The sequence below is a fragment of the Silanimonas lenta DSM 16282 genome (assembly GCF_000429065.1).
Classification (GTDB): Bacteria; Pseudomonadota; Gammaproteobacteria; order Xanthomonadales; family Xanthomonadaceae; genus Silanimonas; species Silanimonas lenta.
On sequence record NZ_KE386844.1, the window covers coordinates 181399 to 205372 of the forward strand.

22 protein-coding genes are annotated in these 23974 nt (G+C 72.6%); 12 read left to right on the plus strand and 10 right to left on the minus strand.

Annotated elements, in window-relative coordinates:
- Window positions 1–621, plus strand: coding sequence for a thymidine kinase (locus G408_RS0109510; protein ID WP_028770897.1), 621 nt, complete (start codon window positions 1–3; stop codon window positions 619–621).
- Window positions 622–647: 26 nt separating this feature from the next.
- Here G408_RS0109510 and mutM read toward each other — a convergent pair whose 3' ends face one another.
- Window positions 648–1460: a bifunctional DNA-formamidopyrimidine glycosylase/DNA-(apurinic or apyrimidinic site) lyase gene (gene mutM / locus G408_RS0109515; protein ID WP_028770898.1), complete on the minus strand. Its 813-nt coding sequence runs from the start codon at window positions 1458–1460 to the stop codon at window positions 648–650.
- A 94-nt stretch (window positions 1461–1554) separates the two neighbouring features.
- Here mutM and G408_RS0109520 point away from each other — a divergent pair, with 94 nt between their 5' ends.
- From G408_RS0109520 to G408_RS0109530, 3 genes are read left to right on the plus strand one after another with little or no spacing between them, the layout of a single operon-like run.
- Window positions 1555–2616, plus strand: a complete 1062-nt coding sequence (locus G408_RS0109520) for a sensor domain-containing diguanylate cyclase (protein ID WP_169719222.1) — start codon at window positions 1555–1557, stop codon at window positions 2614–2616.
- On the plus strand, window positions 2613–4313 hold the full coding sequence (locus G408_RS14100; RefSeq protein WP_037412905.1) for a GGDEF domain-containing protein: 1701 nt from the start codon (window positions 2613–2615) through the stop codon (window positions 4311–4313). Before G408_RS0109520 ends, G408_RS14100 begins: the two co-directional genes overlap by 4 nt.
- Window positions 4310–4660: an EF-hand domain-containing protein gene (locus G408_RS0109530; RefSeq protein ID WP_028770900.1), complete on the plus strand. Its 351-nt coding sequence runs from the start codon at window positions 4310–4312 to the stop codon at window positions 4658–4660. Before G408_RS14100 ends, G408_RS0109530 begins: the two co-directional genes overlap by 4 nt.
- A 9-nt stretch (window positions 4661–4669) precedes the next feature.
- Here G408_RS0109530 and G408_RS0109535 read toward each other — a convergent pair whose 3' ends face one another.
- Window positions 4670–5665 (minus strand): NAD-dependent epimerase/dehydratase family protein, encoded by a 996-nt coding sequence (locus tag G408_RS0109535; protein ID WP_028770901.1) that lies wholly within the window; start codon window positions 5663–5665, stop codon window positions 4670–4672.
- An 83-nt stretch (window positions 5666–5748) separates the two neighbouring features.
- Here G408_RS0109535 and rsmG point away from each other — a divergent pair, with 83 nt between their 5' ends.
- The 5 genes from rsmG (at window position 5749) to G408_RS14105 (ending at window position 9390) form a co-directional block, all read left to right on the plus strand.
- On the plus strand, window positions 5749–6438 hold the full coding sequence (gene rsmG / locus G408_RS0109540) for a 16S rRNA (guanine(527)-N(7))-methyltransferase RsmG (protein WP_051282914.1): 690 nt from the start codon (window positions 5749–5751) through the stop codon (window positions 6436–6438).
- A gap of 103 nt (window positions 6439–6541) precedes the next feature.
- Window positions 6542–7327, plus strand: coding sequence for a ParA family protein (locus G408_RS0109545; protein WP_028770903.1), 786 nt, complete (start codon window positions 6542–6544; stop codon window positions 7325–7327).
- Window positions 7324–8220, plus strand: a complete 897-nt coding sequence (locus tag G408_RS0109550) for a ParB/RepB/Spo0J family partition protein (protein WP_028770904.1) — start codon at window positions 7324–7326, stop codon at window positions 8218–8220. The genes G408_RS0109545 and G408_RS0109550 overlap by 4 nt, the downstream gene beginning before the upstream one ends.
- 62 nt (window positions 8221–8282) lie before the next feature.
- Complete coding sequence (locus G408_RS0109555; protein WP_028770905.1) at window positions 8283–9014, plus strand: glycosyltransferase family 2 protein; 732 nt, start codon at window positions 8283–8285, stop codon at window positions 9012–9014.
- Between the two features lie 7 nt (window positions 9015–9021).
- Entirely contained in the window at window positions 9022–9390 is a 369-nt protein-coding gene (locus tag G408_RS14105; RefSeq protein ID WP_425423351.1) for a lipid-A-disaccharide synthase N-terminal domain-containing protein, read from the plus strand.
- A gap of 57 nt (window positions 9391–9447) precedes the next feature.
- Here the strand turns inward: G408_RS14105 and G408_RS0109565 are convergent, their stop codons facing one another.
- The gene (locus tag G408_RS0109565) at window positions 9448–9993 is read right to left on the minus strand and encodes a cytochrome b (protein WP_028770906.1); all 546 of its coding nucleotides are present in this window, start codon (window positions 9991–9993) and stop codon (window positions 9448–9450) included.
- A gap of 120 nt (window positions 9994–10113) precedes the next feature.
- Between G408_RS0109565 and G408_RS15485 the strand changes: the two genes are divergently transcribed.
- Window positions 10114–13092 carry a putative metal-binding motif-containing protein gene (locus tag G408_RS15485; protein ID WP_028770907.1) on the plus strand — a complete coding sequence of 993 codons (2979 nt, stop codon included), beginning with the start codon at window positions 10114–10116 and terminating at the stop codon, window positions 13090–13092.
- Between the two features lie 15 nt (window positions 13093–13107).
- Here the strand turns inward: G408_RS15485 and G408_RS14110 are convergent, their stop codons facing one another.
- On the minus strand, window positions 13108–13866 hold the full coding sequence (locus G408_RS14110) for a ParA family protein (RefSeq protein ID WP_051282849.1): 759 nt from the start codon (window positions 13864–13866) through the stop codon (window positions 13108–13110).
- 111 nt (window positions 13867–13977) lie between these two features.
- Here G408_RS14110 and G408_RS0109580 point away from each other — a divergent pair, with 111 nt between their 5' ends.
- Window positions 13978–14520 carry a gamma carbonic anhydrase family protein gene (locus tag G408_RS0109580; protein WP_028770908.1) on the plus strand — a complete coding sequence of 181 codons (543 nt, stop codon included), beginning with the start codon at window positions 13978–13980 and terminating at the stop codon, window positions 14518–14520.
- Between the two features lie 11 nt (window positions 14521–14531).
- Here the strand turns inward: G408_RS0109580 and G408_RS14115 are convergent, their stop codons facing one another.
- From G408_RS14115 to hemB, 3 genes are read right to left on the minus strand one after another with little or no spacing between them, the layout of a single operon-like run.
- A complete protein-coding gene (locus G408_RS14115; RefSeq protein WP_037412906.1) occupies window positions 14532–14789 on the minus strand; it encodes a YkgJ family cysteine cluster protein in 258 nt (85 codons plus the stop codon).
- Window positions 14790–14798: 9 nt separating this feature from the next.
- On the minus strand, window positions 14799–15641 hold the full coding sequence (gene aroE, locus G408_RS0109590; RefSeq protein WP_028770910.1) for a shikimate dehydrogenase: 843 nt from the start codon (window positions 15639–15641) through the stop codon (window positions 14799–14801).
- Window positions 15642–15655: 14 nt separating this feature from the next.
- Window positions 15656–16651: a porphobilinogen synthase gene (hemB, locus tag G408_RS0109595; RefSeq protein ID WP_028770911.1), complete on the minus strand. Its 996-nt coding sequence runs from the start codon at window positions 16649–16651 to the stop codon at window positions 15656–15658.
- Window positions 16652–16773: 122 nt separating this feature from the next.
- Here hemB and G408_RS14120 point away from each other — a divergent pair, with 122 nt between their 5' ends.
- The gene (locus G408_RS14120) at window positions 16774–19386 is read left to right on the plus strand and encodes an EAL domain-containing protein (RefSeq protein WP_051282850.1); all 2613 of its coding nucleotides are present in this window, start codon (window positions 16774–16776) and stop codon (window positions 19384–19386) included.
- A 110-nt stretch (window positions 19387–19496) separates the two neighbouring features.
- Here the strand turns inward: G408_RS14120 and katG are convergent, their stop codons facing one another.
- The 3 genes from katG to G408_RS0109620 all read right to left on the minus strand — a co-directional run bounded on the left by katG (window position 19497) and on the right by G408_RS0109620 (window position 23971).
- Window positions 19497–21704 carry a catalase/peroxidase HPI gene (gene katG, locus G408_RS0109610; protein ID WP_028770912.1) on the minus strand — a complete coding sequence of 736 codons (2208 nt, stop codon included), beginning with the start codon at window positions 21702–21704 and terminating at the stop codon, window positions 19497–19499.
- 212 nt (window positions 21705–21916) lie between these two features.
- Window positions 21917–23692, minus strand: a complete 1776-nt coding sequence (locus tag G408_RS0109615; RefSeq protein WP_028770913.1) for a GGDEF domain-containing protein — start codon at window positions 23690–23692, stop codon at window positions 21917–21919.
- Between the two features lie 3 nt (window positions 23693–23695).
- Entirely contained in the window at window positions 23696–23971 is a 276-nt protein-coding gene (locus G408_RS0109620) for a hypothetical protein (RefSeq protein ID WP_028770914.1), read from the minus strand.
- Between the last annotated feature and the right edge of the window lie 3 nt (window positions 23972–23974).

Genomic DNA, 23974 nt, shown 5'->3' on the forward strand with positions numbered 1-23974 from the left:
ATGGCCAAGCTTTACTTCTACTACTCGGCGATGAACGCCGGGAAGACCACCACCCTGCTGCAGAGCGCGCACAACTACCACGAGCGCGGGATGCGCACGCTGCTGCTCACCCCGCGGCTCGACACCCGCGCCGGCGAGGGCGTGGTCGCCTCGCGCATCGGCCTCTCCGCCAGGGGGACGGTCTTCGGCCGCGACGACGACCTCGAGGCCATCACCCGCGCCGACATCGCGGCCAAGGGCCCGCTGGGCTGCGTGCTGGTGGACGAGGCGCAGTTCCTCACCAGGCCACAGGTCTGGCAGCTCACCGAGATCGTCGACGCGCTCGGCGTGCCGGTGCTGGCCTACGGACTGCGCACCGATTTCCGCGGCGAACTGTTCGAAGGCAGCCAGTACCTGCTGGCCTGGGCCGACAGCCTCGTCGAGATCAAGACCATCTGCCATACCGGCCGCAAGGCCACCATGGTGGTGCGCGTCGATGCGTCCGGCCGGGCCGTGAAGGACGGCCCGCAGGTCGAGATCGGCGGCAACGACCGCTACGTCTCCGTCTCGCGCGGCGAGTTCAAGAAGATCATGGCCGGCGAAGGCCAGATCGAGCCTGCGCAGGCGCCCCTTCCCTTCTGATCCTGCATGCCGGCGTGGAACCCGGTTCAGCGCTGGCAGCGCGGGCACCAGACGGTGGCGCGCTGCCCCAGCCGCTGGCCCTTGAGCCGGGTGCCGCAGGCCCGGCAGGCCTCGCCCTCGCGGCCGTACACCATGAGCTCCTGCTCGAAGTAGCCGGGCAGGCCGTCGGGGGCGAGGAAGTCGCGCAGGGTGGTGCCGCCGCGTTCGATGGCATGCCCGAGGATGCGCTTCACCGCAGCGGCGAGGCGCTCGTAGCGCGCCCGCGACACGCTCCCGGCCGGCACGGTGGGGCGGATGCCGGCCTCGAACAGGGCCTCGGCGGCATAGATGTTGCCCACGCCCACCACCACCGACTGGTCCATCAGGAAGGCTTTCACCGGGCCGCGGCGGCCGCGCGAGGCGGAAAACAGCGTCTCGCCACGGAAGGCTTCCGACAGCGGTTCGGGGCCGAGCCCGGCCAGCAGCGGATGGACTTCGCCCGGTGCCTGCCAGAGCAGGCAGCCGAAGCGGCGCGGGTCGGTGAAGCGCAGCACGCGGCCGTCCTCGAGCCCGACATCGACATGATCGTGCGGCCCCGGGGGCGTAGCACCGGGCAGGACGCGCATCACTCCGCTCATGCCGAGGTGCCAGAGCGCGCTGCCGGCGGTGGTATGCATCAGCAGGTACTTCGCCCGCCGCTCGATCGCCTCGATGCGCTGCCCCGGCAGGCGCTCGCGCACGGCCGCCGGGATCGGCCAGCGCAGGTCCGGGCGGCGCAGGGTGAGCGTGGTGATCCGCCGCCCCTCGAGGTGCGGGGCGAGGCCGCGGCGGGTGGTTTCGACTTCGGGCAGTTCCGGCATGGCGGCGATGGCGCGATGGGCAGGGCAGTGTAGGGCCGCGTTGCGGCCGTGGCAGGCCGCGCTTACGCTGGCTGCCTGTCCCAGGACCCCCCGCATGGCTGCGACATCCGACGCCCGCCACCGAAGGATCGCCTTGCGCATCGGCCGCCTGCGTTTCCTGCTGCTGGGGCTCGGCCTGCTGCCGGTGCTGGTGCTGCTGCAGGAACGGGAAGCGCCGGCGGTGGCCTGGGGACTGGCCGTGGCGAACGCCCTGCTCTGGCCCTGGGCGGCCCGGCGCCTGGCCTCGCAGCATCCCGAACCGCTCGCCGTCGAGCGCCGCAATCTCGGTATCGACGCCCTGTTCGCCGGCATCTGGGTGGCCCTGCTGCAGTTCAGCCTGGTGCCCTCGGCCGCGCTGGCCTCGACCCTGCTCGCCTCGCTGGCCGCCGTCGGCGGCGGTGGGCTGGCCTGGCGCGGGCTGGGCCTGTTCCTCGGCGCCGCCCTGCTGCTCTCGGCGCTGAATGGCTTCGCCTTCGAGCCCGGAAGCTCGCTGCCAGCCACCGTGGCCAGCCTCCCCCTGCTGCTGGGCTTCCCACTGCTGCTGGCCAGCCACCTCGGGCGGATGGACCGCCGTCTGGCAGGCCAGGACCAGCGGCTCTCGGCCCTGGAGCGCCAGGATCCCCTGACCGGGCTGGCCAACCGCCGCGCCCTGCTGGAGGCGGCCGAGCACGAGTTCCGCCGCTTCCGCCGCAGCGGCCACCGCGCCAGCTTCATGGTGGTGGACATCGACCGTTTCCGCGAGCTCGGCGGGCCTCCGGGCGAGACCGCCGGCGAGGCGGCCCTGCACCAGGTGGCGGCGATACTGAAGCGCAGCCTGCGCGACACCGACACCTGCGGCCGGCTGGAAGGCGGCTGCTTCGGCGTGGTGCTCACCGATGCCAGCGGCAGCGGCGTGGGAGAACTGGCCGAGCGCCTGCGCCATGCCATCGCCACGGCGGCCGCGGGCGGCGGGGCCGGGCCACACCCGACGGTGAGCATCGGCTATGCCCAGGTCGAGGCGGCAATGGCGAGCAGCGGCCAGTGGATCGCCGCCGCGCAGGCGGCCCTGCAGGGCGCCAGGGCGCTGGGGCGGAACCGCAGCCTTGCCGCTCCGGCGCTCGGCGCCTACCCCCCATGAACCCGGCCCGGGCCATGGCCCGCCACGCCGGCCTGCTGGGGCTCGTGCTGCTGGCCGGGGCGCCCCAGGGGGCTGCCGCATGGCCAGCCCCCGCCGGCACGGCCTCACCCGCGCCGGCCGCGAAGGCAGACTGGGCGACCCTCGACGAAGCCCGGGCGCGGATGGAGAGCGGCGACTTCGACGAGGCCCTGGCCCGGCTCGGCCCGCTGGCCGGGGCGGAAGACCCGGCCCTGCGCCGGCACGCCGGCGTGGCACTGGTGATGGCCCAGGCCGCGACCCGTGATCTGGTGGCCGGCCATGCCCGGCTGCATGCCCTGATGGCGGAGGAAGGCGTCCGGGACGACCCGGCCCTGGCCCGGCAGCTCGATCTGGCCGCCGCCAGGCTCTACAACGCCAGCGGCCAGTTCGACCTCGCCCTGCGCCACGCCCATGCCCTGCTCGAAGGCCGCCCCGATGCCGCCGACCGCTGCCGCGGCGGGCTGGAATCGCTGCTGGCCCGGCTGGGCGGCGGCACCCTGCCGGTGAACGCCGGCGAATTCCAGGCCACGGGCTCGGCCTGCGACCTCGCCGGCCTGCCGCGCGAGGCCGCCCGCACCCGGCTGGCCCGGGCCCGCTGGGAACGGCAGTCCGGCCGCGTGGCCGAGGCCGAGGCCGAACTGCGGCGCTGGCTGCCAGACATGCTCGCCCTGAATGACACCGGCCTCGCCGCCGAGCTCCGGGCCGAGCAGGCCGAGGCCCTGCTGGCCCTGGGCCGCCCTGCCGAAGCCCGCCGCAGCGCCCGGGCCGCGCTGGCCGACAGCGCCAGCCTGCCGAGCGGCCGTGCCCTGCTGGCGGCGCGGCGGGTGCTCTACCAGGCCGCCCTGGCCGAGGGCGATGCCCGCGATGCCGCCCGCCAGCTGCAGGCCCTGATGGCGGCCGAGCACGCCTATGCCGGCGAGACCCATGCCGCGCAGATGGCCTACCAGGCCGGCCGCCACGAGGCCCTGCTGCGGCAGCAGGCGCAGGCGCTGCTCGAGGCCGAGACCGAAACCGCGGCCCTCGAGGCCGCCGAAGCCGGGAGCCGCGCCCTGCGCAACCGCCTGCTGCTGGTGCCTGCCGGCCTGGTCGTGGCCGGGCTGCTGCTCTATGCGGCGCAGCGCCGCCGCCACCGCCAGCGCTACCAGCAGCTCGCCCGGCACGATGCACTCACCGGCCTGTGGACGCGCAGCCACTTCACCGAAACCGCGAACCACGCACTGGCGCGACACCAGCGCGAATCGCGGCCGATGGCCCTGCTGCTGTTCGATCTCGACCACTTCTCCCGGCTCAATGCCACCCACGGCCACCTCTCCGGCGACCGGGTGCTGGCCGCGGTCGGCGTGGTGCTGCCGATTTTTGCCGCGCTGCTGGCGGCGGTATGGGCGTTCGTGACGCTGGGCTGGCAGCGGCAGGAGCCGCATGCCGGCCTCGACGAGGGCCTCGGTTTCGCCGAGCGCTGCCGTGAAGCCATCGCCGCCCTGCACGTGCCGGCCTACGAAAGCGGCGAGCCGATCACCGTCACCGCCAGCTTCGGCGTCGCCTCCACCGCCACCGTGGGCTACCGCCTGCGCGACCTGCTCTCGAACGCCGATGCCGCGCTCTACCGCGCCAAGTCGGCAGGACGAAACCGGGTGGCGGCCGCCATCGTCGCTCCCGTCCAGGACCTCGGCCTCGCATGATCCGCCCCTTCCTCCTGCCCTGGCTGCCGCTGCTGGCCGCCGCCACCGCGGCCGCCAGCCCGCCCGCCGATTTCGCCCAGGCCCCCGCCGAGCTCGTGGCCCGCTTCGATCTCGATGGCGATGGCCAGGTGGACGAGGCGGAATATCTCGCCTATCTCATGCGCGGCTTCCATGCCCGCGACCGCGACGGCAACGGTGTGCTCGAGGGCGAGGAACTGCCCCCGGGGGCCCGGCCGCTCGGCGCGGCGGAGAACGAGGCGCGGCTGCGCCGCCAGTTCCGGCGCCAGGACGCCGATGGCAATGGCTGGCTCGATGCCCGCGAACTGCTGGCGCCGCCCCGCGGCTGAGCCCGGGGCTCAGGCCGGGGCGCGCAGCAGGCCGGCCTCGCGCAGGCTGGCGAGGGTGGCGTCCACCAGGTCCGGCAGCGGGGTCTCGCGGTAGCCCAGCACGGCCTTGGCCTTCGTCGAATCGACCCGCAGGTGATGGCAGGCAAAGACCGCCGCCTCCGGGGTGATGTCGGGCATGCGGCCGCTGAGGCGTGAAACGGCGTCCTTCGCATGGGCCACCGCCTTCAGCACCCAGGCCGGGGTCGGGCGGCGGGGCACCCGGCGCCCGAGGCGCTGGCCGATGAGGCCGATCAGTTCGACGAAGCTGGCATGCGCCCCGCCGAGCAGGAAGGCCTCGCGCTCGAGCCCGAGGGCGAAGGCCCGGACCTGCGCCCGGGCGATCTCGCGCACGTCGGCGAAGGCGCCGGAGCCGGGCGGGGCGCCGGGCAGCTTCCCCTGGTCCACCAGCAGCACCAGCCGCGCCCAGTTGCGGGTGTCGCCCGGCCCCAGCACGTGCGAGGGATTGAACACCACCCAGGGCAGGGCGGCGGCACGCACCGCCTGCTCGGAGAGGAATTTGCTGCGCTCGTAGTTCACCCAGCTCTCGCCGCCGCGCTGCGGCCGGTCCTCGCGCAGCGTGCCCTCGACGAGGTGCGACCAGGCCGAGACCGAGCTGGTATGCAGGAAGCGGCGCACCCCGGCCGCCTCGGCGGCACGCAGCAAGGCCTCGGTGCCCTGCACATTGGTGCGCGTCTGCACCGGGTTGTGGGGCCGCCACTGGGTGGTGTCGGCGGCGGTGTGGAACACCGCCTCGCAACCCTCCAGCGCCCGCATGAGGGCATCGCGGGCCGCAGGCGAGGCCTCGCCCAGCGCGCCGCGCACCGGCTCACCGCCCCGCGCGAGGATCGCGGCATCGCCGGCCTCGCTGCGCGAGAGCGCGCGCACGCGGTGCCCGGCGGCCCGCAGTTCACGCAACAGATGGCCACCGACGAAGCCGGTGGCGCCGGTGAGCAGGACCTCGGCCATGCGGGTCTCCAGAGCATCGGATGCCCGAAGCCTGCCTGCGGCGCAGTGAAGGCGGAAGCGCGGCTTTCGGCGACAATGCGCCCATGCCCCTGCCACCCGACATCGCCGGCCTGCGCCCCGAACTCGAGGCCGGGCTGCTCGCCCTCGGCCTCGACCCCCAGGCCACGGTCGAACGTACGCCGCCGACCGAAGCCGGGGAGGACCGGCTCGCCGGCGCCCTGCTCGCCTACCTCGCCCTGCTGCAGCGCTGGAACGCCACCTACAACCTCACCGCCATCCGCGGGCCGCGCGAGATGCTGGTAAAGCACCTGCTCGACTCGCTGGCCATGCAGCCCCATGTGCGCGGCCTCGTCTCCCTCGCCGATCTCGGCACCGGCCCTGGCCTGCCCGGCCTGCCGCTGGCCCTGGCGACCCCGGGGCTGGCCGTGGCCCTGGTGGAGAGCAATGGGAAGAAGGCCCGATTCCTGCGCGAATGCGTGCGCCAGCTCGGCCTCGCCCCGCGGGTGCGGGTGCTGGAATCGCGGGCCGAGGCGGTGGCCGAGCCGGGCGCCTTCGCGGCCATCACCGCCCGCGCCCTCGACCGCCTCGCCGGCATCCTCGCCGTGGGCGGGCACCTGCTCGCCCCCGGAGGCCGGCTGCTGGCGATGAAGGGCCAGCATCCCGCCGAGGAGATCGCCGAGCTGCCGGCCGGCTGGCGCGTGGTGGGCAGCCATCCCCTCGCGGTGCCCGGCCTCGCCGGCGAGCGCCATCTGGTGGAAGTGGCACGGGCCTGAGCCCGGGGCTGCCGGCGCGGCCCGAGCCGGGGCTCCGGGGGGCTTGTGGCATCATCGGCGGCCTTGCCGGCCGGGAGCGCCGGCGCCGGACCCCTTCCCTCGCATGGCCCGCATCCTCGCAATCGCCAACCAGAAAGGCGGCGTCGGCAAGACCACGACGGCCGTGAACCTCGCCGCCGCCCTCGCCGCCACCCCGCGCCGCGTGCTGCTGGTCGACCTCGACCCGCAGGGCAATGCCACCATGGCCTCCGGCGTGGACAAGCGCGAGCTGGAAGCCTCGATGTGCGAGGTGCTGCTGGGCGAGAGCAGCGCCGCGGCGGCCATCGTGCCGACGCAGGAAGGCTATGACCTGCTGCCCACCAACATCGATCTTACGGCGGCCGAGATCCGCCTGATGGACGCGCCGCAGCGCGAGCAGCGGCTGAAGAACGCCCTCGCCGAGGTGCGCGGCCGCTACGACTACGTGCTGGTCGACTGCCCGCCCTCGCTCTCCCTGCTCACCCTGAACGCCCTGGCGGCCGCCGATGGCGTGATCGTGCCGATGCAGTGCGAGTACTTCGCGCTGGAGGGCCTCTCGGCCCTGCTCGAGACCATCGAGGCCCTGAAGCAGACGCTCAACCCGGCGCTCGAGATCGCCGGCATCGTCCGCACCATGTACGACGTGCGCAACAACCTCGCCAGCGCGGTGTCGAACGAGCTCACCCAGCACTTCGGCGACAAGGTCTTCCGCTCCATCGTGCCGCGCAACGTGCGGCTGGCCGAGGCGCCCTCGCACGGCCGCAGCATCATCGGCTACGACCGTTCCTCGCGGGGCGGCATCGCCTACCTCGGCCTTGCCGGCGAGATCGTCCGCGGCGAGAAGAAACTGGCGAAGGAGGGGGCGCGATGAGCGGCAAGACGCGCGGCCTGGGCCGCGGCCTCGATGCCCTGCTGGGCACCGGCAACAAGGGGGCGAAGATCGAGGAGCCGGCCCCCGGCGATGTGCTGAAGACCCTGCCCATCGACCAGCTGCAGGCCGGTAAGTACCAGCCGCGCCAGCACTTCGACGGCGCCGCCCTCGACGAGCTGGCCGAGTCGATCAAGGCGCAGGGCGTGATCCAGCCCATCCTGGTGCGTGCCATCGCCAAGGACCGCTACGAGATCATTGCCGGCGAACGCCGCTGGCGTGCCGCCTCCCGTGCCGGCCTCGCCGAGGTACCGGTGGTGCTGCGCAAGGTCGACGACCGCGCGGTGATCGCCATGGCCCTGATCGAGAACATCCAGCGCGAGGACCTGAACCCGCTGGAGGAGGCACAGGCCCTGGCGCGGCTGATCGACGAGTTCGCGCTCACCCACCAGCAGGCCGCCGAGGCCGTGGGGCGCTCGCGCGCCGCGGTCTCCAACCTACTGCGGCTGATGGAGCTGCCCGAGCCGGTGCGCACCCTGCTGGAGAACCGCCAGCTGGAGATGGGCCATGCCCGCGCCCTGCTCACCCTGGCGCCGCAGGCCGCGGTGGCCCTGGCCCAGCAGGCCGCGGCCGAGGGCTGGTCGGTACGCGAGGTGGAACGCCGGGCGCAGGAACTGGCCGCCGGCAAGCTGCCCGTCACGCCCGTGGCGGCGAAGCCCGCCCGGGCCCGCGACGCCGACGTGGCGCGGCTGGAGCGCGAGCTTGGCGAGCTGCTCGGCACCCGGGTGGAAATCCAGGCCGGACGCGGCGGCAAGGGCAAGCTGGTGCTGCACTACCACGGCCATGACACCCTCGATGGCCTGCTCGAGCGCCTGCGCGGCCCATCCGCGCACTGATCCATCCATCTTCACTCAACCACGCCCGCGCCAGGCCGCGCGCCGTCCCGAGTCCACGCCTCATGCTCCCCGCGCTTTCCGTCGTCGTGCCCGCCTTCAACGAAGAGGGCAATGTCGGCCGCCTGGTCGACGAGATCGCCACCGTGCTGCGCGGCCGCCTGCCCTTCGAGATGGTGTTCGTCGATGACGCCTCGAAGGACGGCACCCTGGCCGAGCTGCGCGAGGCGCAGCGCCGCCACCCGGAGCTGCGCGTGCTCTCGCACCGGCAGCAGGGCGGCCAGAGCCTGGCCCTGCGCACCGGGGTGAAGGCCGCCCGCGCGCCCTGGGTGGCCACCCTGGACGGCGACGGCCAGAACGATCCCGCCGACATCCCGAAACTGCTCGCCGAACGCGAGCGTGCCGCCGCCGACGTGAAATGCCTCGCCGGCTGGCGCACCACCCGCCGCGACGATGCCGGCAAGCGCATCAGCTCGAAGATCGCCAATGCCGTGCGCTCGCGCCTGCTGCGCGATGCCACCCCGGACACCGGCTGCGGGCTCAAGCTGTTCGAGCGCGAGGCCTTCCTCGAGCTGCCCTGGTTCGACCACATGCACCGCTACATTCCGGCGCTGATGCAACGCGCCGGCTGGAAGACCGTGAGCGTGCCGGTGAACCACCGCCCGCGTGGCGCCGGCGCCTCGAAGTACACCAATCTCGGGCGCCTGCTGGTGGCCTTCGCCGACCTGCGCGGCGTGGCCTGGCTGATCCGCCGCAACCGCAGAAGCCCCGTGGTCGAGTACCCGCGGGAGGACTGATCCGATGATGAACCAGGAGATCGTCTGGCTCGGCTTCACCGGCCTGCACGTCACGCCCTGGAAGCTGATCGGCTACACCGGCGCGCTGCTGTTCGGCGGCCGCTGGCTGGTGCAGTTCATCGCCAGCCGCCGCGCCGGCCGGCCGGTGATTCCGCGCCTGTTCTGGTACATGAGCATCCTCGGCAGCTTCATGACCCTGAGCTACTTCCTGTTCTCGGCCAAGCAGGACTCGGTGGGCGTGCTGCAGAACCTGTTCCCCGCCTTCACCGCCTGCTACAGCCTCTGGCTCGACATCCGCCACCGCGGCTGGCACCGCGACCGCGCCGGGCATGGCGAGGCGCCGCCCACCCCCGGGCCGCGCGACGGAAAAGCCTAGACGAAGCCGCCGGCCAGCCGGCCCGTCCGCCCCGGTGCCATTCGCGGTGATGCGCCCTCACCGCGGCCGCATCCAGGGCGCCATCCGCGGCAGGGTGTCGTCACGCCGCAGGTAATGGTGGAGCAGCGCCGCCAGCACGTGCACGCCGATCAGCAGGTAGCCGAGGCTGGCCCCGGCCTCGTGCCACTCCTCGAGTGCATGGGCGAGCGCGGGTGAAGGGGCCACCAGCGGCGGCACGACGAGTCCCCAGAACCGGATCGTCGCCCCTTCCGCGCTCAGCAGCAGCCAGCCCAGCAGGGGCATGACGAGCAGGAAGCCGTAGAGGGCGAGGTGCCCGGCCGCCGCCGAGAGCCGCATCCACAGGGCGGGGGCTGGGGTGATCGGCGGGACCGGCGCGCGCAGCCGCACCAGGACCCGCACGGCGAGCAGCAGGAGCAGGCTGAGCCCGGCAGAGACATGCAGGGCCTTGGCGAAGCTGCGCTCGGCGCTGCCGCGCGGCAGGAAGCCACGCAGCTCCATGGCGAGGTAGACGACGAGCAGGAGGACGGCCATGCCCCAGTGCAGGGCGACCAGGCTGCGGGAGAAGCGGTTCGGGGCGGACATGGGCCCTCCTCGGGCGGCGTGACGGGAACCACGGTTCCCGACCTTCCGCGATACGGATTTGGGCGAGCTCAAGGCAAATGTGAAAACATTTCAACATCCGATCATTTCCGGCAGCCCCCCATGCCCCGCCCGTTCCTGACCGCCGCCCTGCTCGGCCTCGCCGCCCTCTCTCCCGCCCTGGCCACGACGACCCGCAACTTCAGCCCCGCCCTCGCGCCGGTGCTGGAGAACAGCCGCGACTACGTGCGCGTCGACGAACTGCCGGCAAAGTCGCTGGGGAAATCGATCACCGACGCCGGCTGCAATCCCTGCTGGGGCCAGGTGGTGCGCTACACCACCTTCAGCACCCCGCAGCAGACCTATGAGGCCCGGCGTTACGACGGCAAGGAGGTGGTGCTGCTGGTGCCGGTCGACCATCCGCGTGCGGCGCGCGCCACCCCCGAGCGCATCCGCACCCTGGTCGACCAGTACGACCTGCTCTATGCGGTATACGAGGAACTGCTGGGCTGGCGCCCCAACCGCAGCCGCGACCCGCTGGGCAGGCAGATCGCCGCCATCCTGCCCAATGACCGCAGCGACTGGTACGGCCTGGCCTTCGTGCCGGGCGACAGCGCCGAGTACGTGAATGCCGTGCTCGACGAGCCAATGCCCGACGACGACCTGATCGGCAACGTCTGGGTGCACGAGCTGGCGCACAACTTCGACCCGATCGGCCACTGGGACTACGGCCCCGACCCGGCGCACGACTGGACCACTTTCATGCAGGTCTGGACGGCGCGGCGGATGGCACGCATGGACGACAACGGCCGCAGCCGCTGGGACCGCTCCGAAGCCAGCCAGACCACCCAGCGCTGGGCCAACTGGTTTGCCAACCCGGCGCTGACCTGGCAGCGCTGCGCGGTGGAGAACCCGCGGCCGCAGGACTGCCGGGACGAGGTGAACACCCTCACCGGCGTGCTGATGGCCACACTGGCGCGGCACGTGGACGATCCGGCCACCATCCGGCAGTGGCTGCGCACGGTGCGCACCGACCCCACCCGGCCGAGCGGCGCCGAGGCGCGCAGCGACTACCTCTTGCGCACCCTGGCCGACGCCACCCGCACCGATACCCGCTGCGCGGCCGACCATTTCCGCTGGTACCGCGGTCCCGGCCTCGATGCCGCCGGGCAGTACCCCACGCCCTTCCCGGGCTGCCGCGACGGCGACGGCGACGGATTCCGCCGCTTCGACGACTGCGAGGATACCCGCGCCGACGTACGGCCCGGAGCGCCGGAACTCGCCGATGGCCGCGACAACGACTGCAACGGAATCGTCGACGAGCGCCTGGTGCGCGAAGCGGATTTCGGCGGCGACTTCTCCAACAACGGCTTCGCCGGCACCCCGATCGGTCGCCAGCCGGTGGCAGTGGAAGGGGCCATGCCCACCACCAGCGACCAGGACGCGATCCGCTTCGACAACCCGCTGCCGGTGGGGCGGGCGCAGGTGCGGCTCTGCGCCACCGGCGACCGCATGCGCCTGGCCGGCCTCGCCATCGACAACGTGCTCTGGGCGCCGCTCGCCACTGCCGAGCCGGGGCGCTGCGCCAGCCTGGGCAGCAATGACCGCGCCTACCGCGGCTTCCGCGTGGAGCGCACCGGTACCACCTCGGGCAGTGCCTCGTGGCGGCTCGAGATCGGCGAAGCTGCCGAGGGCTGGCCGCGCCCGCGCCCGGTCACCCTTACCGCAGCCGGCGACAATGGCGTGCGTGCCGTGGTCGATGCCGCCCGCGTGCCCGGCGGCACGGCGGGGGTGGAGCTGCGCTGGACCGGCAGCGGTGCCGGCGTGCTGAAGGCCCTGCCGCTCAGCAATCCCGACAGCCTGGTCGCCCCGCCCCTGCCTGCCGCCCTGATGGACCGCAGCAGCACGGAGCGCCTGCAACTGCGCGCCCAGCTGTTCCGCAACGGCCTGCCGGTCGAGGCCCCCACCCGGCCCTTCAGCGTCAACACGGAGGGCTTCGCTCTCTCCCCCGGGGTGACCGTGGCGGCGCGCCTGCGCCCAGGCAGCAGCGAGGAGCGCTGGTACATCGACGTGCCGCCCGGCACCACCCGGCTCAGCATCACCACGAGCAGCGCCCAGAACATCGATCTTTATGCGGCGCGCATCGCCGCGCCGCAGCCGGCCGCCGCCCCGCCGCTGATCGCCGCCGCACCCGCGCGCAGCGAGGCGAATGCCCGGGCCACCACGGCCTCGGGCAACGAGACCCTGGTGGTGAACGCCCCCGCGCCGGGCCGCTGGTACCTCACGCCCGTGCACGCCGGCAGCGGCAGCGAGGCTGCCTACACCCTGCGCGCCAGCCTCGAGGGCACGATCGTCCCGCCGCGCCCCGGCAGCTACTTCAATCCCGGCCGGCCCGGCCACGGCCTGTTCGTGCACCCTGCCGGCGACGACTGGGCCGCGCTCTGGTACGCCTACGACGATGCCGGCCAGCCCACCTGGTACTACCTGCAGGGTCCGGCGCCGGGGGCCACGGCCCACTGGAACGGCACGCTCTACCGCGCCCGCTGGGATGGGCTCGCCGCCCAGCTGCATCCGGTAGGCAATGCCGTGCTCAGCCCCGATGGCCCGGACGGCCTGACCTTCAGCTACAACCTCGACGGGCTCGCCGGCAGTGAGGCCTTCCGCCCCCTCGGCCGGGGCTGCCCGCCGATCGGTGGCGGTGCGCCGGTGAACGCCAGCCAGCATTACTTCGATCCTGCGCGCGCCGGCAGCGGCTATAGCGTGCAGCTCATGAGCAGCCCCGCGGCCTACGAGTTCTATGCCGCCTTCGTCTACGACGCCCAGGGCCAACCGCGCTTCGTGGTCGCCGAACGCACTGGCGCGGGGGCCCGCGACGAGGCCGTGCCGCTGGAGCAGATCCGCGGCTTCTGCCCGCTCTGCGTCCACAGCCCGGTGGTACGGCGCTCGGCCGGCAGCCTGCGCCGTACCTACTCGGCTGCCGGCGTGCTGGAGACGATCCAGTTGCAGGCCAGCTTCAGCGACGGCCTGACAGGCAGCTGGACCGTGACGGATGCGGTGCGCATGCTCGATCCCCGGAACCGCCCGCAGGGCTGCCAGCCCTGAGCCCTGCCGCGGGCTTCAGGTCCAATCCACCACCCCGAAGGCATCGAGCAGCTCGTCGCAGACCACCGCCCACTCGTTCGCCACCGCGCTGTTGGCCACCGGCGCGCGCCATACCGGGCGCCGCGCCGCCAGCGCATCGGCCACGGCGATGGAGCGGCGCAGCCAGGGCGTGCGCACCGCGAACTGCTGCGAGAGCCGGGCCGCGGTCTGCGCATGCTGGCGGGCCCGCGGGTTCAGGGCGTTGATGACGAACTCGGCCGGGGCGAGGCCCGGGTTCATGTGCTCGCCGATCGACACCGCCTCGGCGAGCAAGGACGAAACGCCGTCGACGGCGTAGGCCTCGGGCTGCAGCGGCACCACGAGGCGCTGCGAGGCGGCGAGCGCGGCGGTGAGGCGCAGGCCGATCGCCGGCGCGGTGTCGATGACGATGAAGCCGAAGGCCCTGGACAGGGACTTCAGGTGCCCGATGGCATTGAAGGCCTGCGAGAGCTGGCCGCGATCGGTGGCATTGAGTGCCGGCGAGGCCGGCAGCACGGCGATGTTCGCCTCGAAGCCGGCCATCGGCACCGGCTCGCCCTCGGCGCCGAACAGACGCTCCGCGCCATCCGCCTTCAGCGCCCGCCCGCGGTCGGCCAGCGTGCCGGTGAGGTTGCCCTGGGCGTCGAGGTCCACCGCGAGCACCTTGTTGCCCCGTTCCGCGGCCCGGAAGGCGAGGTGCGCGGCCAGCGAGGTCTTGCCCACGCCGCCCTTGTGGTTGGCCACCGTCACGATCATGCGCTCCTCCTTACCCACCGGACCAGGAGCGCAGTGTCGGTGCCGGCCGGGAGCGAGGCAACCGGCCCCGGGCTCCGTACACTGTCGCCCCGCCCCTGCTCCGGTGATGCCATGGCCATCCGCCCCTTCCGCGACACCTTCCCCGTACTCGGCCAGCGCTGCTACGTCGACGAGGCGGCACAGCTGATCGGCGACGTGGTGCTGGGCGACGATGCCTCGCTCTGGCCCGGCGTGGTGGTGCGCGGCGATGTCAACCACATCCGCATCGGTGCCCGCACCAATGTGCAGGACGGCACGGTCATCCACGTGACCCACGAGGGCCCCTATACCCGTCCGGGCGGTTTCCCCACCCTGATCGGCGATGACGTGACCATCGGCCATGCGGCCTGCATCCATGCCTGCACCATCGAGGATGCCTGCCTGATCGGCATGAAGGCCCTGGTGCTCGACGGCGCGGTGGTGCGCCGGCACGGCTTCGTCGGCGCCGGCGCGGTGGTGCCGCCGGGCAAGGTGGTGGAAAGCGGCGAACTGTGGCTCGGCAATCCGGCGAAGCCGGTGCGGCGCTTGAGCGACCGCGAGATCGAGCAGCTCTACTACTCGGCGAAGCACTACGTGCGGCTCAAAGACCAGTACCTCGGCCTGCCGCCGGGCTGAACGGCCCGGGCTCAGCCAGCCGCGGTCAGCCGCTCCCAGGCCGCGAGCGTGGCGAGCGCCTCGGCCCGGCCACTACCGCACATCGCCGGCTCGGGCTTCAGCGAGCGGCAGACCGCCGGGCGCGCCGGGTCGCCGAAGAGCCGGCAGCGGTTCCCGGCATCCAGCTGCACGCAGCGCACCCCGGCCGGCTTGCCGCCGGGCATGCCGGGAATCGGCGAGCTGATCGACGGCGCGATGCAGCAGGCCCCGCAGCCCGCCCGGCAGTCCATCGGCGCGGCCTACTCGGCGCTGTGCAGGGCCGGCCCCCGGGCACGCAGCTCGGCATAGACCGGGTCGGTGTCGGGGCGCTGGCCATGCCAGAGGCGGAAGGCCTCGGCGGCCTGCTCCACCAGCATGCCGAGGCCGTCCAGCACGGTCTCGCAGCCCTGCGCCCGGGCCCAGCTCAGGAAGGCGATGGCCGCCTCGCCGTAGCTCAGGTCCACCGCCAGGGTGCGCGCCGAGACCAGGCTGGAGGGCAGATCCATGCGGTCGCTGCCGCGGCCGGCCGAGGTGGCGTTCACCACCATGTCGAAGACGCCGAGTTCCGGCAGGTCCTTCCAGTAGCGGGTATGCACCCGCCCCGGCTCGCCGAGCCGGTCGGAGAGCGCATCGGCGCGCTCCGGCGTGCGGTTGACGATCCACAGGCTGTCGATGCCGGCATCCAGCAGGGCCGGGGCCACGCCATGCGCGGCGCCGCCGGCGCCCAGCAGCAGCACCTTGCGCGCCCGCAGGTCGAGGCGGTGGCGCTCGGTGAGGTCGTGCACGAGGCCGGTGCCGTCGGTGTTGTCGCCATGCCAGCCGCCGGCGCCGCGGATCAGGGTGTTCACCGCCCCGCAGCGCCGCGCCCGCGCCGAGAGCGTGGCGCAGAGCGCCCGCGCCGCCGCCTTGTGCGGCAGGGTGATGTTGAGCCCCTCGCCGCCCTCGCGCTCGAAGGCCGCCACCGCCGCCGCGAAGCCCTCGGGCGGCACGTCGATCAGCTCGTAGCGCAGGGGAATGCCGCACTGCTCGCCAAAGGCGGCATGGATGCGCGGCGAGAGCGAATGGGCGACGGGATGGCCGATCAGGGCATAGCGGGCGGTCATGGGCGCTCTCCTTCTCAGGCGTGGGCCTCGCGCAGCCAGCGCGCGGCGTCGAGGGCGAAGTAGGTGAGGATGCCGTCGGCCCCGGCGCGCTTGAAGGCGAGCAGGGATTCGAGCACACAGGCGCGCTCGTCGAGCCAGCCGTTCATCGCCGCCGCCTTCAGCATGGCGTACTCGCCGCTCACCTGGTAGGCGAAGGTGGGGGCGCCGAAGCGCTCCTTCACCCGGCGCACGATGTCGAGGTAGGGCAGGCCGGGCTTCACCATCACCATGTCGGCGCCCTCCTCGAGGTCCAGCGCCACTTCGCGCAGGGCCTCGTCGGTATTGGCCGGGTCCATCTGGTAGGTGTGCTTGCCGCCCTTGCCGAGGTTGGCGGCCGAGCCCACGGCATCGCGGAAGGGGCCGTAGAAGCTGCTGGCGTACTTGGCGCTGTAGGCGAGGATGCGGGTGTTGACATGGCCGGCGGCCTCCAGCGCATCGCGCAGGGCGCCCACCCGGCCGTCCATCATGTCGGAAGGGGCCACCACGTCGGCCCCGGCCTCGGCATGCGAGAGCGCCTGGCGCACCAGGGCCTCGACGGTGGCGTCGTTGGCCACATACCCCGAGGCATCGAGCAGGCCGTCCTGGCCATGGGTGGTGAAGGGGTCCAGCGCCACGTCGGTGATGACGCCAAGCTCCGGGAAGCGCGCCTTCAGCGCCCGCACTGCGCGCTGGGCCAGCCCGTCCGGATTCCAGGCCTCACGGGCATCCTCGCTCTTCGCCTCCGGCGGCGTCACTGGGAACAGGGCCAGTGCCGGGATGCCGAGCGCCTGCGCCTCGCCGGCCACCTCGAGCAGCGCCTCGATCGACAGCCGCTCCACGCCCGGCATCGAGGGCACCGGGGCCCGGCCCGGTTGCCCGTGGACGAAGACGGGGTAGATGAAGTCCTCCGGCGCCAGCCGGTGCTCGCGTACCAGACGGCGGGAGAAGGCGTCGCGACGCAGGCGGCGGGGGCGGTGGCGGAGCTGGGTCATGGGTGGATGGTGAGCGGTCTTCGGGAGCCGGAATGTTACGCCCGCCACGCTCTTCGCCGCTCTTCGACGGGCATCACGCTTCTGCCTGCGCAGGCTCTTGACGCAGGGCTACACTCGGGCGGATGGACGCCCCTCCGCCCGCCCCCGGCAGGATGCCGCCAAACCCGCCCACGCCGGACCCGCTCGTCGCCCTGCGGGAGGAGAACGCGCGGCTACAGGCCGAGCTGGAACGCCACTCGCGGGCGCTGCGCGTGCAAGAGGCGCTGTTCGCCATTTCCGAGGTGGCGAACTCCGGTCGCCCCACCCGCGAGGTGCTCTCCGAGCTGCACCGCATCGTCGGCACCCTGATGTATGCCGAGAACTTCTTCATCACCCGCTGGAATCCGGCCGGGCGCCGGCTACGCTTCGTCTACTTTGCCGACAGCGCCGCCCCGGACAGCATCGAGACCGGGGTCGAGTTCGAGGAGGCCGAGCTGCCGGGCAGCCTCACCCTCGAAGTGATCCGCCGCGGCCGGCCGCTGCGCGGCCCCTCGCGGGCGCTGGCCCGATCCCTCGGGATCGAGGCTACCGCCGGACCGGAGAGCCACGATTGGCTCGGCGTGCCGATCTCCGGGCCGGACGGCCCGAGCGGCGCGGTGGTGGTACAGAGCTACGATCCGGCAATCGGTTACGGGCCGGAGGAAGAGCAGCTGCTGGTGTACGTGGCCGAGCACATCGGCACCGCCCTGGAGCGCCACGAGGGCAAGCGGGCGCTGGAGGAGCGGGTGCAGCAGCGCACCGAGGCCCTGCGCGCCGAGGTGCTGGAGCGCCAGCGCGCCGAGCGCCTGCAGGCCGCGCTCTACCGCATCACCGCTCTCGCGAGCCGACACGAGCGCGAGGAGGACGAGCCGCGCTTCTATGCCGAGGTGCATGGCATCGTCGGCGAGCTGATCGACGCCCGCAATTTCTACATCGCGCTATGGGACGAGGAGCGCGACGAGATCAGCTTTCCTTACTCGGTGGACGAGAAGAACCCGGCGCGCCCCCCGCGCCATGCCGGCCGGGGGCTCACCGAGCACGTCATCCATACCGGTGAGCCCCTCCTGGTGAGCGATGCCACCGCCCGCGGCCTGCAGGCTGCGGGGGTGATCCAGCGCAGCGGTACGCCGGCGATGTGGTGGATGGGCGCGCCGATGAAGATCGACGACCAGCCGGTGGGCGTGATCGCGGTGCAGAGCTACCGCCACGACGTCGGCTATACCCCGCGCGACCTCGAGCTGCTGGGCTTCGTCGCCACCCACATTGCCACCGCCATCGGCCGCCGGCGCGCCGCCCTGGCCCTGCGCACCGCCTATCTCGAGCTGGAGCGCCGGGTGGCCGAACGCACCCGCGAGCTGGCGCTCGCCAACGAGAGCCTGCGCCAGCAGATCAGCGCCCGTGAAGGCGTGGAGCGGCAGCTCAAGCACCAGGCCCTGCACGACAGCCTGACCGGGCTGCCGAACCGGCAGTACCTGCTCGACCGTCTGGTGGCGGCGATGTCGCAGCATGCCGCGCAGCCCGAACGCCTGTTCGCGGTGCTATTCCTCGACCTCGACCGCTTCAAGGTCATCAACGATTCGGAAGGCCATCTGGTGGGCGATGCCCTGCTGCGCGAAGCGGCGCGGCGCATCGGCGAGTGCGTGCGCAGCCCCGACACCCTGGCCCGCCTCGGCGGCGACGAGTTCGCCGTGCTGCTGGAGCGCATCCGCAACATCGAGGACGCGATCCATGTCGCCGAACGCATCATGCAGGTGCTGGACCGCCCCTTCTTCGTCGAGGGCCGCGAGCTGCACAGCTCGGCCAGCGTGGGCATCGCCATGGTGCAGCCGCACTATCACTCGGCCGAGGAGATCCTGCGCGATGCCGACGCCGCGATGTACCGGGCCAAGGCCGATGGCCGCAAGCGCTTCGCCCTGTTCGACGAGAACCTGCGGCAGGTGGCGCAGCAGCGCCTGGAGCTGGAACGCGAGCTGCGGCACGGCCTTGTAGACGCCCAGTTCATTCCCTACTACCAGCCGATCGTCAGCCTCGGCAATGGCGCCGTGCTCGGCTACGAGACCCTGCTGCGCTGGCGCCGCGCCGATGGCGAGGTACTGGCGCCGGGCGCCTTCCTCGGCCTTGCCGAGGAAACCGGCCTGATCGAGGAGATCGACTGGCGCATGTATGCCTGCGCCCTCCACGACCTGACCCGCATCGTCCCCCGCCATGCCTATGTCACGGTGAACCTCTCGCCACGGCATCTACTGGCCCCCGACTTCGCCGGGCGCTTCCTCGAGCTCGTCGAGGCCCAGCGCGCGCTGCCCTCGCGGATCTGCGTGGAGGTGACGGAGGGCGCGCTGATCGACCGCAAGGACGTGGCCCGGGCGGCCTTGGAAACCCTGCACCGGGCAGGCGTGCGGATCGTGCTCGACGATTTCGGCACCGGCTACTCGGCGCTCTCCTACCTGCAGCACTTCCCGCTGCACGGGCTGAAGATCGACCGCAGCTTCGCCTCAACCTTGGAGGGCGGGGGCCGGGGCGGCTCGCGCCCGATCATCCGCGCCATCGTCGCCATGGCGAACTCGCTCGAGCTCGAGGTGGTGGGCGAGGGCATCGAGACCGAGGAACAGCGCCAGGCCCTCTGGACCCTCGGCGTGCGCCAGGGCCAGGGCTACCACTTCGGCCGCCCGGCACCGCTCGAGCACTGGCTGGCGCAATCCACCGCGGACGCCACCTGAGCACGGCGGCCGCCGGCATCCGCACGGCGCAGGCCCTCAGCCCGCCGGCGGGGGCGGAAAAGGCGAAGCCTCGCCCGCCGTTGCGGCGGACGGGGCTTCGGAGCGGGGAATCACTCGAGATCGAAGCGGTCGTTCTCCATCACCTTGACCCAGGCGGCCACGAAGTCGTCGACGAACTTCCGCTCGGCGCCGGCCTCGGCATAGACCTCGGCAATGGCCCGCAGCTGCGAGTTCGAGCCAAAGACGAGATCCACCAGGGTGCCGGTCCACTTCAGCGCGCCAGTCTTGCGGTCATGGCCCTCCAGCACGTTCGGGTTGGCCGCCGAGCGCGTCCACTTCGTCGACATGTCGAGCAGGTTGACGAAGAAGTCGTTGGAGAGCGTGCCCGGACGGTGGGTGAACACGCCGTGCTTCGAGTCGCGGTAGGTGGCGCCGAGGGCGCGCAGGCCGCCCACCAGCACCGTCATCTGCGGCGCAGTGAGGCCGAGCAAATGCGCCTTGTCGATCAGCCACTCCGGACCATCGGCCTCGGTCTCCTTGCTGGCGTAGTTGCGGAAGCCGTCGGCCTTGGGTTCCAGCCACTGGAAGGAATCGATCTCGGTCTGCTCCTGGCTGGCATCGGTGCGGCCCGGACGGAAGGGCACGCTGATGTCGAAGCCGCCCTTCTTCGCCGCCGCCTCGATGGCGGCCCCGCCCGCCAGCACGATGAGATCGGCCAGCGAGATCTTCTTGCCGCCCGCGGCCGTGGCGTTGAAGTCCTTCTGGATGCCCTCCAGCACGCCCAGCACCGTCGAGAGCTCGGCCGGATCATTGGCCTCCCACTGGCGCTGCGGCTCGAGGCGGATGCGCGCGCCGTTGGCGCCACCCCGGAAATCGGTGCCGCGGAAGATCGAGGCAGACGCCCAGGCCACCCGCACCAGCTGGGCGGTGGAGAGGCCGGAGGCCAGCACCTTCGCCTTCAGCGCGGCGATGTCGTTCGCGTCCACCAGCGGGTGGTCCACGGCCGGCACCGGGTCCTGCCAGATCAGGTCTTCCTTCGGCACCAGCTTGCCGAGGTAGCGGCTCTTCGGCCCCATGTCGCGGTGGGTGAGCTTGTACCAGGCCTTGGCGAAGGCGTCGGCAAACTCGTCCGGGTTGGCGAGGAAGTGCCGGGCGATCTTCTCGTAGGCCGGGTCGAAGCGCAGGGCGAGGTCGGCCGTGGTCATCATCGGCTGGTGGAACTTGGTCGGATCGTGCGCATCGACCACGGTGCCGGCGCCGTCGTTGCCCTTGGGCTTCCACTGGTGCGCACCGGCCGGGCTCTTGGTCAGCTCCCACTCGTACTTGAAGAGGGTTTCGAGATAGCCCATGTCCCAGGTGGTGGGATTCGGCTTCCAGGCACCCTCGATGCCGCTGGTGGTGGTGTGCGGACCCTTGCCGCTGCCGAACTTGTTGATCCAGCCCAGGCCCTGCTCGGCGATGTCGGCGCCCTCCGGCTCCGGGCCCACCAGGGCGGCATCGCCCGCGCCATGCGCCTTGCCGAAGGTATGGCCGCCGGCCACCAGGGCCACGGTCTCGTAGTCGTTCATGGCCATCCGCCCGAAGGTGACACGGATGTCGTGCGCCGAGGCGAGCGGATCGGGCTTGCCGTCGGGGCCTTCCGGATTCACGTAGATCAGGCCCATCTGCACCGCCGCCAGCGGGTTGGCGAGATCGCGCTTGCCGCTGTAGCGGCTGTTCGGCTTGTCGCTGGTGGCGAGCCACTCGCTTTCCGGGCCCCAGTTGATGTCGCCCTCCGGCTCCCAGATGTCAGGGCGACCGCCACCGAAGCCGAAGGTCTTGAAGCCCATGGTCTCCATCGCCACGTTGCCGGCGAGGATCAGCAGATCGGCCCACGAAAGCTTCTCGCCGTACTTCTGCTTGATCGGCCAGAGCAGGCGGCGGGCTTTGTCGAGATTGCCGTTGTCGGGCCAGGAATTCAGCGGGGCGAAGCGCTGGGCGCCGGTGCCGCCGCCGCCGCGGCCGTCCTGCACCCGGTAGGTACCGGCGGCATGCCAGGTCATACGGATGAACAGCGGGCCGTAGTGCCCGTAGTCGGCCGGCCACCAGTCTTGCGAGTCGGTCATCAGCTTCTTCAGGTCCTCGACCACGGCATCGAGGTCGAGGGTCTTGAAGGCCTCGCGGTAGTTGAAGGCACCGCGCGGGTTCGACTTGGTGTCGTGCTGGTGGAGGATCTTGAGGTTCAGCTGGTTCGGCCACCAGTCACTGTTCGAGGGACCGCCGGCCTTGGTGTGGGCCGGGGCACTGGCGTGGAAGGGGCATTTCGCTTCGACGGACATGGGGGCTCTCCTCTTGCGATGAGCTTGGGGGCATGCGGCCGGACTGCCGCAGGCCCCCTACCGTACGCCCGTCATGTTGCAGGGGGAAATGGATTGTTCTTCTCGATTCAATAGCCGGAGACTATCGAAGCCCCCCCCCCTCACCGGCCTCTTACCCGCCACGCCTCCCTCACGGAGGGCTGCGGCTCGAAAGGGGCGCCACGGCGCCAGATTCAGGCGGCGTCGCGCAGCTCGCCGGGCCCGAGGGCGACGATGCGGTTGCGGCCCTCGTGCTTGGCCCGGTACAGGGCGCGGTCGGCGGCGGCCAGCAGGCCCTCCAGCCCGGCCTCCCCGGCGGCGAGCGTGGCCACGCCGAAGCTGGCGCTGATCCGCACCTCGCCGCCGCCGTCGAGCGGGATGGCAAGGCCGGCGATGGCGCGGCGGCAGGCCTCGGCATGCTCCAACGCCGCCTCGCGGCTGCAGCCCTCCAGCAGCACCGCGAACTCCTCGCCGCCGAGGCGGCCCACGGTGCGCCGCCGCGCCGCGGCCGGCAGGGTGCGGACGGCATCGCTCACGGCACGCAGCACCGCGTCGCCGTTGAGGTGGCCGTGCTCATCGTTGATGCGCTTGAAGTGGTCGAGATCGAAGCTGACCAGGGCGATGCCCTCGCCGCGCCTGGCGCCCCCCAGCAGGGCCTCGCCGACGAGGCGGGTGAAGTGGGCGCGGTTGGCGAAGCCGGTGAGGCGGTCGCTTTCCGAGAGGGCGCGGTAGCGCCGCTCGTCGCGGCGCAGCGACCAGGCCCAGGCCGCGGCCCCGGCCAGCAGGCCGAGCACCGAGAGCAGGGCGAGCAGGGTGTTGCGGGCCTCGGCCCGGGCCAGGCGGGCTTTCAGGATGGCGGCCTGATGGCGGGCCTCGGCCAGGCGGAAGGCCTGCTCGCGCTGCAGCATCTCGTGCTGCACCAGCTGCACGGCGCGGTCCTTGATCCGCGCCTCGTCGGCGAGCGCTCGCTCGGCCGTCACATAGGCCTGCAGATGCGAGAGGGCGGCGCGGTCGTCGCCACGCTGCCGGGCCACCTCGAACAGCACTTTCTCGGCCATCGCGGCCGACAGGCTGGTCGGCGCGTTCGCGGCCCGGGACAGAGCCGCACGGGCCTGGGCCTCGGCACGGGCGAGATCGCCCAGCGCCAGCAGGAGTTCGGCATCGAGGGCGTGGAGTTCGGCCGCGAGCAGGGGGTAGCCGACCGCATCGGCCACCGCGAGGCGCGCCTCGAGATGGCGCTGGGCTTCGTCGAGGCGGCCCAGGCGACGCAGATGGCGCGCCTCCAGCCCATCGATGAAGCCCTGCCAGACCCCGTTCTCCCCGGCAGCATCGCAGGTGCCCCGCAGCACACCGATGTCCGGCTCGCGCGCCACTTCCGCCAGTTCGTCGGCGCGCGCCTTGAGGTAGCCGGCGAGGCAGGCCTGGCGCGGAGACGGCTGCCCTTCCAGCACCCGCTCGGCGTAATGCCGGGTGAGCTCGGCCTTGCCCATCTCCTGGTAGAGGATCGCCGCGGTCACCCAGAGGCTGCGCAGCGCATCCCGCAACTCCGCGGGCGCCGCGTCGTACTCCAGCAGGAGGCGGTGCAGGCGGCGCAGCGCCTCCTCGAACTGGCGGATGTTGGACAGCATGTTGACGGCGAGACTGCCGGCGGCAAGGCGCAGCGCCGGTGCCTCCGCGCGATCCGACAGGGCCTGGGCCACCGCGGCCGCCTCGCCCGGCCGCCCCTCGAGGCTCAGGCGGTAGGCCCGAAGGAGCTGGAGTTCCTCGCGCTGGGCGCGGGTGACGGGAGGCGGTCGCGCCTCCAGCGACCGGACACCGGCAAGGAACACGGGCACGTCCTGCGTGCGCAGGGCGAGCAAACGCTCCATCTCGGCCTGCAGGGCCGGATCCGTGCCGTCCCCGGGCGCAGCGCTCCCCGCGCCGGGCGAGGCCAGCAGCAGGGCCAGCAGCAGGGCGGCCCGGCAGCGCATCGCTCAACGTCCGGGCGCGCGCTCCGGCGCCTCGTCGGGCGATTCCTCGTCCGGCGCGTCGTCGGGCAGGTCTTCCACCGGCCTCGGCTCGTCTTCCGGGGCATTCACCAGGCACCACAGCGGCGCCTGCACGCCGAAGGCCCGGGCGAGGGCGTGCGGATCGCGGGCCCGCAGGGCCTCACGGGCGGGCAGGTCGAGCGACGGATCGGCGAGCAGGGCGTCGAGGTCGGCGCCGGGCTGGCGGCCCAGGGTGTCGAGCAGGGCGATCAGCGGGTGCATGGC

Excerpts from the sequence above, each read along its gene's own strand:
- rsmG (WP_051282914.1), top strand. The coding sequence starts at position 5,749 with ATGCCCCTGCCACCCGACATCGCCGGCCTGCGCCCCGAACTCGAGGCC.
- G408_RS14115 (WP_037412906.1), bottom strand. The coding sequence starts at position 14,789 with ATGGACTGCCGGGCGGGCTGCGGGGCCTGCTGCATCGCGCCGTCGATC.
- G408_RS0109545 (WP_028770903.1), top strand. The coding sequence starts at position 6,542 with ATGGCCCGCATCCTCGCAATCGCCAACCAGAAAGGCGGCGTCGGCAAG.
- G408_RS0109580 (WP_028770908.1), top strand. The coding sequence starts at position 13,978 with ATGGCCATCCGCCCCTTCCGCGACACCTTCCCCGTACTCGGCCAGCGC.
- G408_RS14120 (WP_051282850.1), top strand. The coding sequence starts at position 16,774 with ATGGACGCCCCTCCGCCCGCCCCCGGCAGGATGCCGCCAAACCCGCCC.
- G408_RS0109615 (WP_028770913.1), bottom strand. The coding sequence starts at position 23,692 with ATGCGCTGCCGGGCCGCCCTGCTGCTGGCCCTGCTGCTGGCCTCGCCC.
- G408_RS0109565 (WP_028770906.1), bottom strand. The coding sequence starts at position 9,993 with ATGTCCGCCCCGAACCGCTTCTCCCGCAGCCTGGTCGCCCTGCACTGG.
- G408_RS15485 (WP_028770907.1), top strand. The coding sequence starts at position 10,114 with ATGCCCCGCCCGTTCCTGACCGCCGCCCTGCTCGGCCTCGCCGCCCTC.
- G408_RS14110 (WP_051282849.1), bottom strand. The coding sequence starts at position 13,866 with ATGATCGTGACGGTGGCCAACCACAAGGGCGGCGTGGGCAAGACCTCG.
- hemB (WP_028770911.1), bottom strand. The coding sequence starts at position 16,651 with ATGACCCAGCTCCGCCACCGCCCCCGCCGCCTGCGTCGCGACGCCTTC.
- mutM (WP_028770898.1), bottom strand. The coding sequence starts at position 1,460 with ATGCCGGAACTGCCCGAAGTCGAAACCACCCGCCGCGGCCTCGCCCCG.
- G408_RS0109555 (WP_028770905.1), top strand. The coding sequence starts at position 8,283 with ATGCTCCCCGCGCTTTCCGTCGTCGTGCCCGCCTTCAACGAAGAGGGC.
- G408_RS0109620 (WP_028770914.1), bottom strand. The coding sequence starts at position 23,971 with ATGCACCCGCTGATCGCCCTGCTCGACACCCTGGGCCGCCAGCCCGGC.
- G408_RS0109510 (WP_028770897.1), top strand. The coding sequence starts at position 1 with ATGGCCAAGCTTTACTTCTACTACTCGGCGATGAACGCCGGGAAGACC.
- G408_RS14100 (WP_037412905.1), top strand. The coding sequence starts at position 2,613 with ATGAACCCGGCCCGGGCCATGGCCCGCCACGCCGGCCTGCTGGGGCTC.
- aroE (WP_028770910.1), bottom strand. The coding sequence starts at position 15,641 with ATGACCGCCCGCTATGCCCTGATCGGCCATCCCGTCGCCCATTCGCTC.
- G408_RS0109520 (WP_169719222.1), top strand. The coding sequence starts at position 1,555 with ATGGCTGCGACATCCGACGCCCGCCACCGAAGGATCGCCTTGCGCATC.
- G408_RS0109535 (WP_028770901.1), bottom strand. The coding sequence starts at position 5,665 with ATGGCCGAGGTCCTGCTCACCGGCGCCACCGGCTTCGTCGGTGGCCAT.
- G408_RS14105 (WP_425423351.1), top strand. The coding sequence starts at position 9,022 with ATGAACCAGGAGATCGTCTGGCTCGGCTTCACCGGCCTGCACGTCACG.
- katG (WP_028770912.1), bottom strand. The coding sequence starts at position 21,704 with ATGTCCGTCGAAGCGAAATGCCCCTTCCACGCCAGTGCCCCGGCCCAC.
- G408_RS0109530 (WP_028770900.1), top strand. The coding sequence starts at position 4,310 with ATGATCCGCCCCTTCCTCCTGCCCTGGCTGCCGCTGCTGGCCGCCGCC.
- G408_RS0109550 (WP_028770904.1), top strand. The coding sequence starts at position 7,324 with ATGAGCGGCAAGACGCGCGGCCTGGGCCGCGGCCTCGATGCCCTGCTG.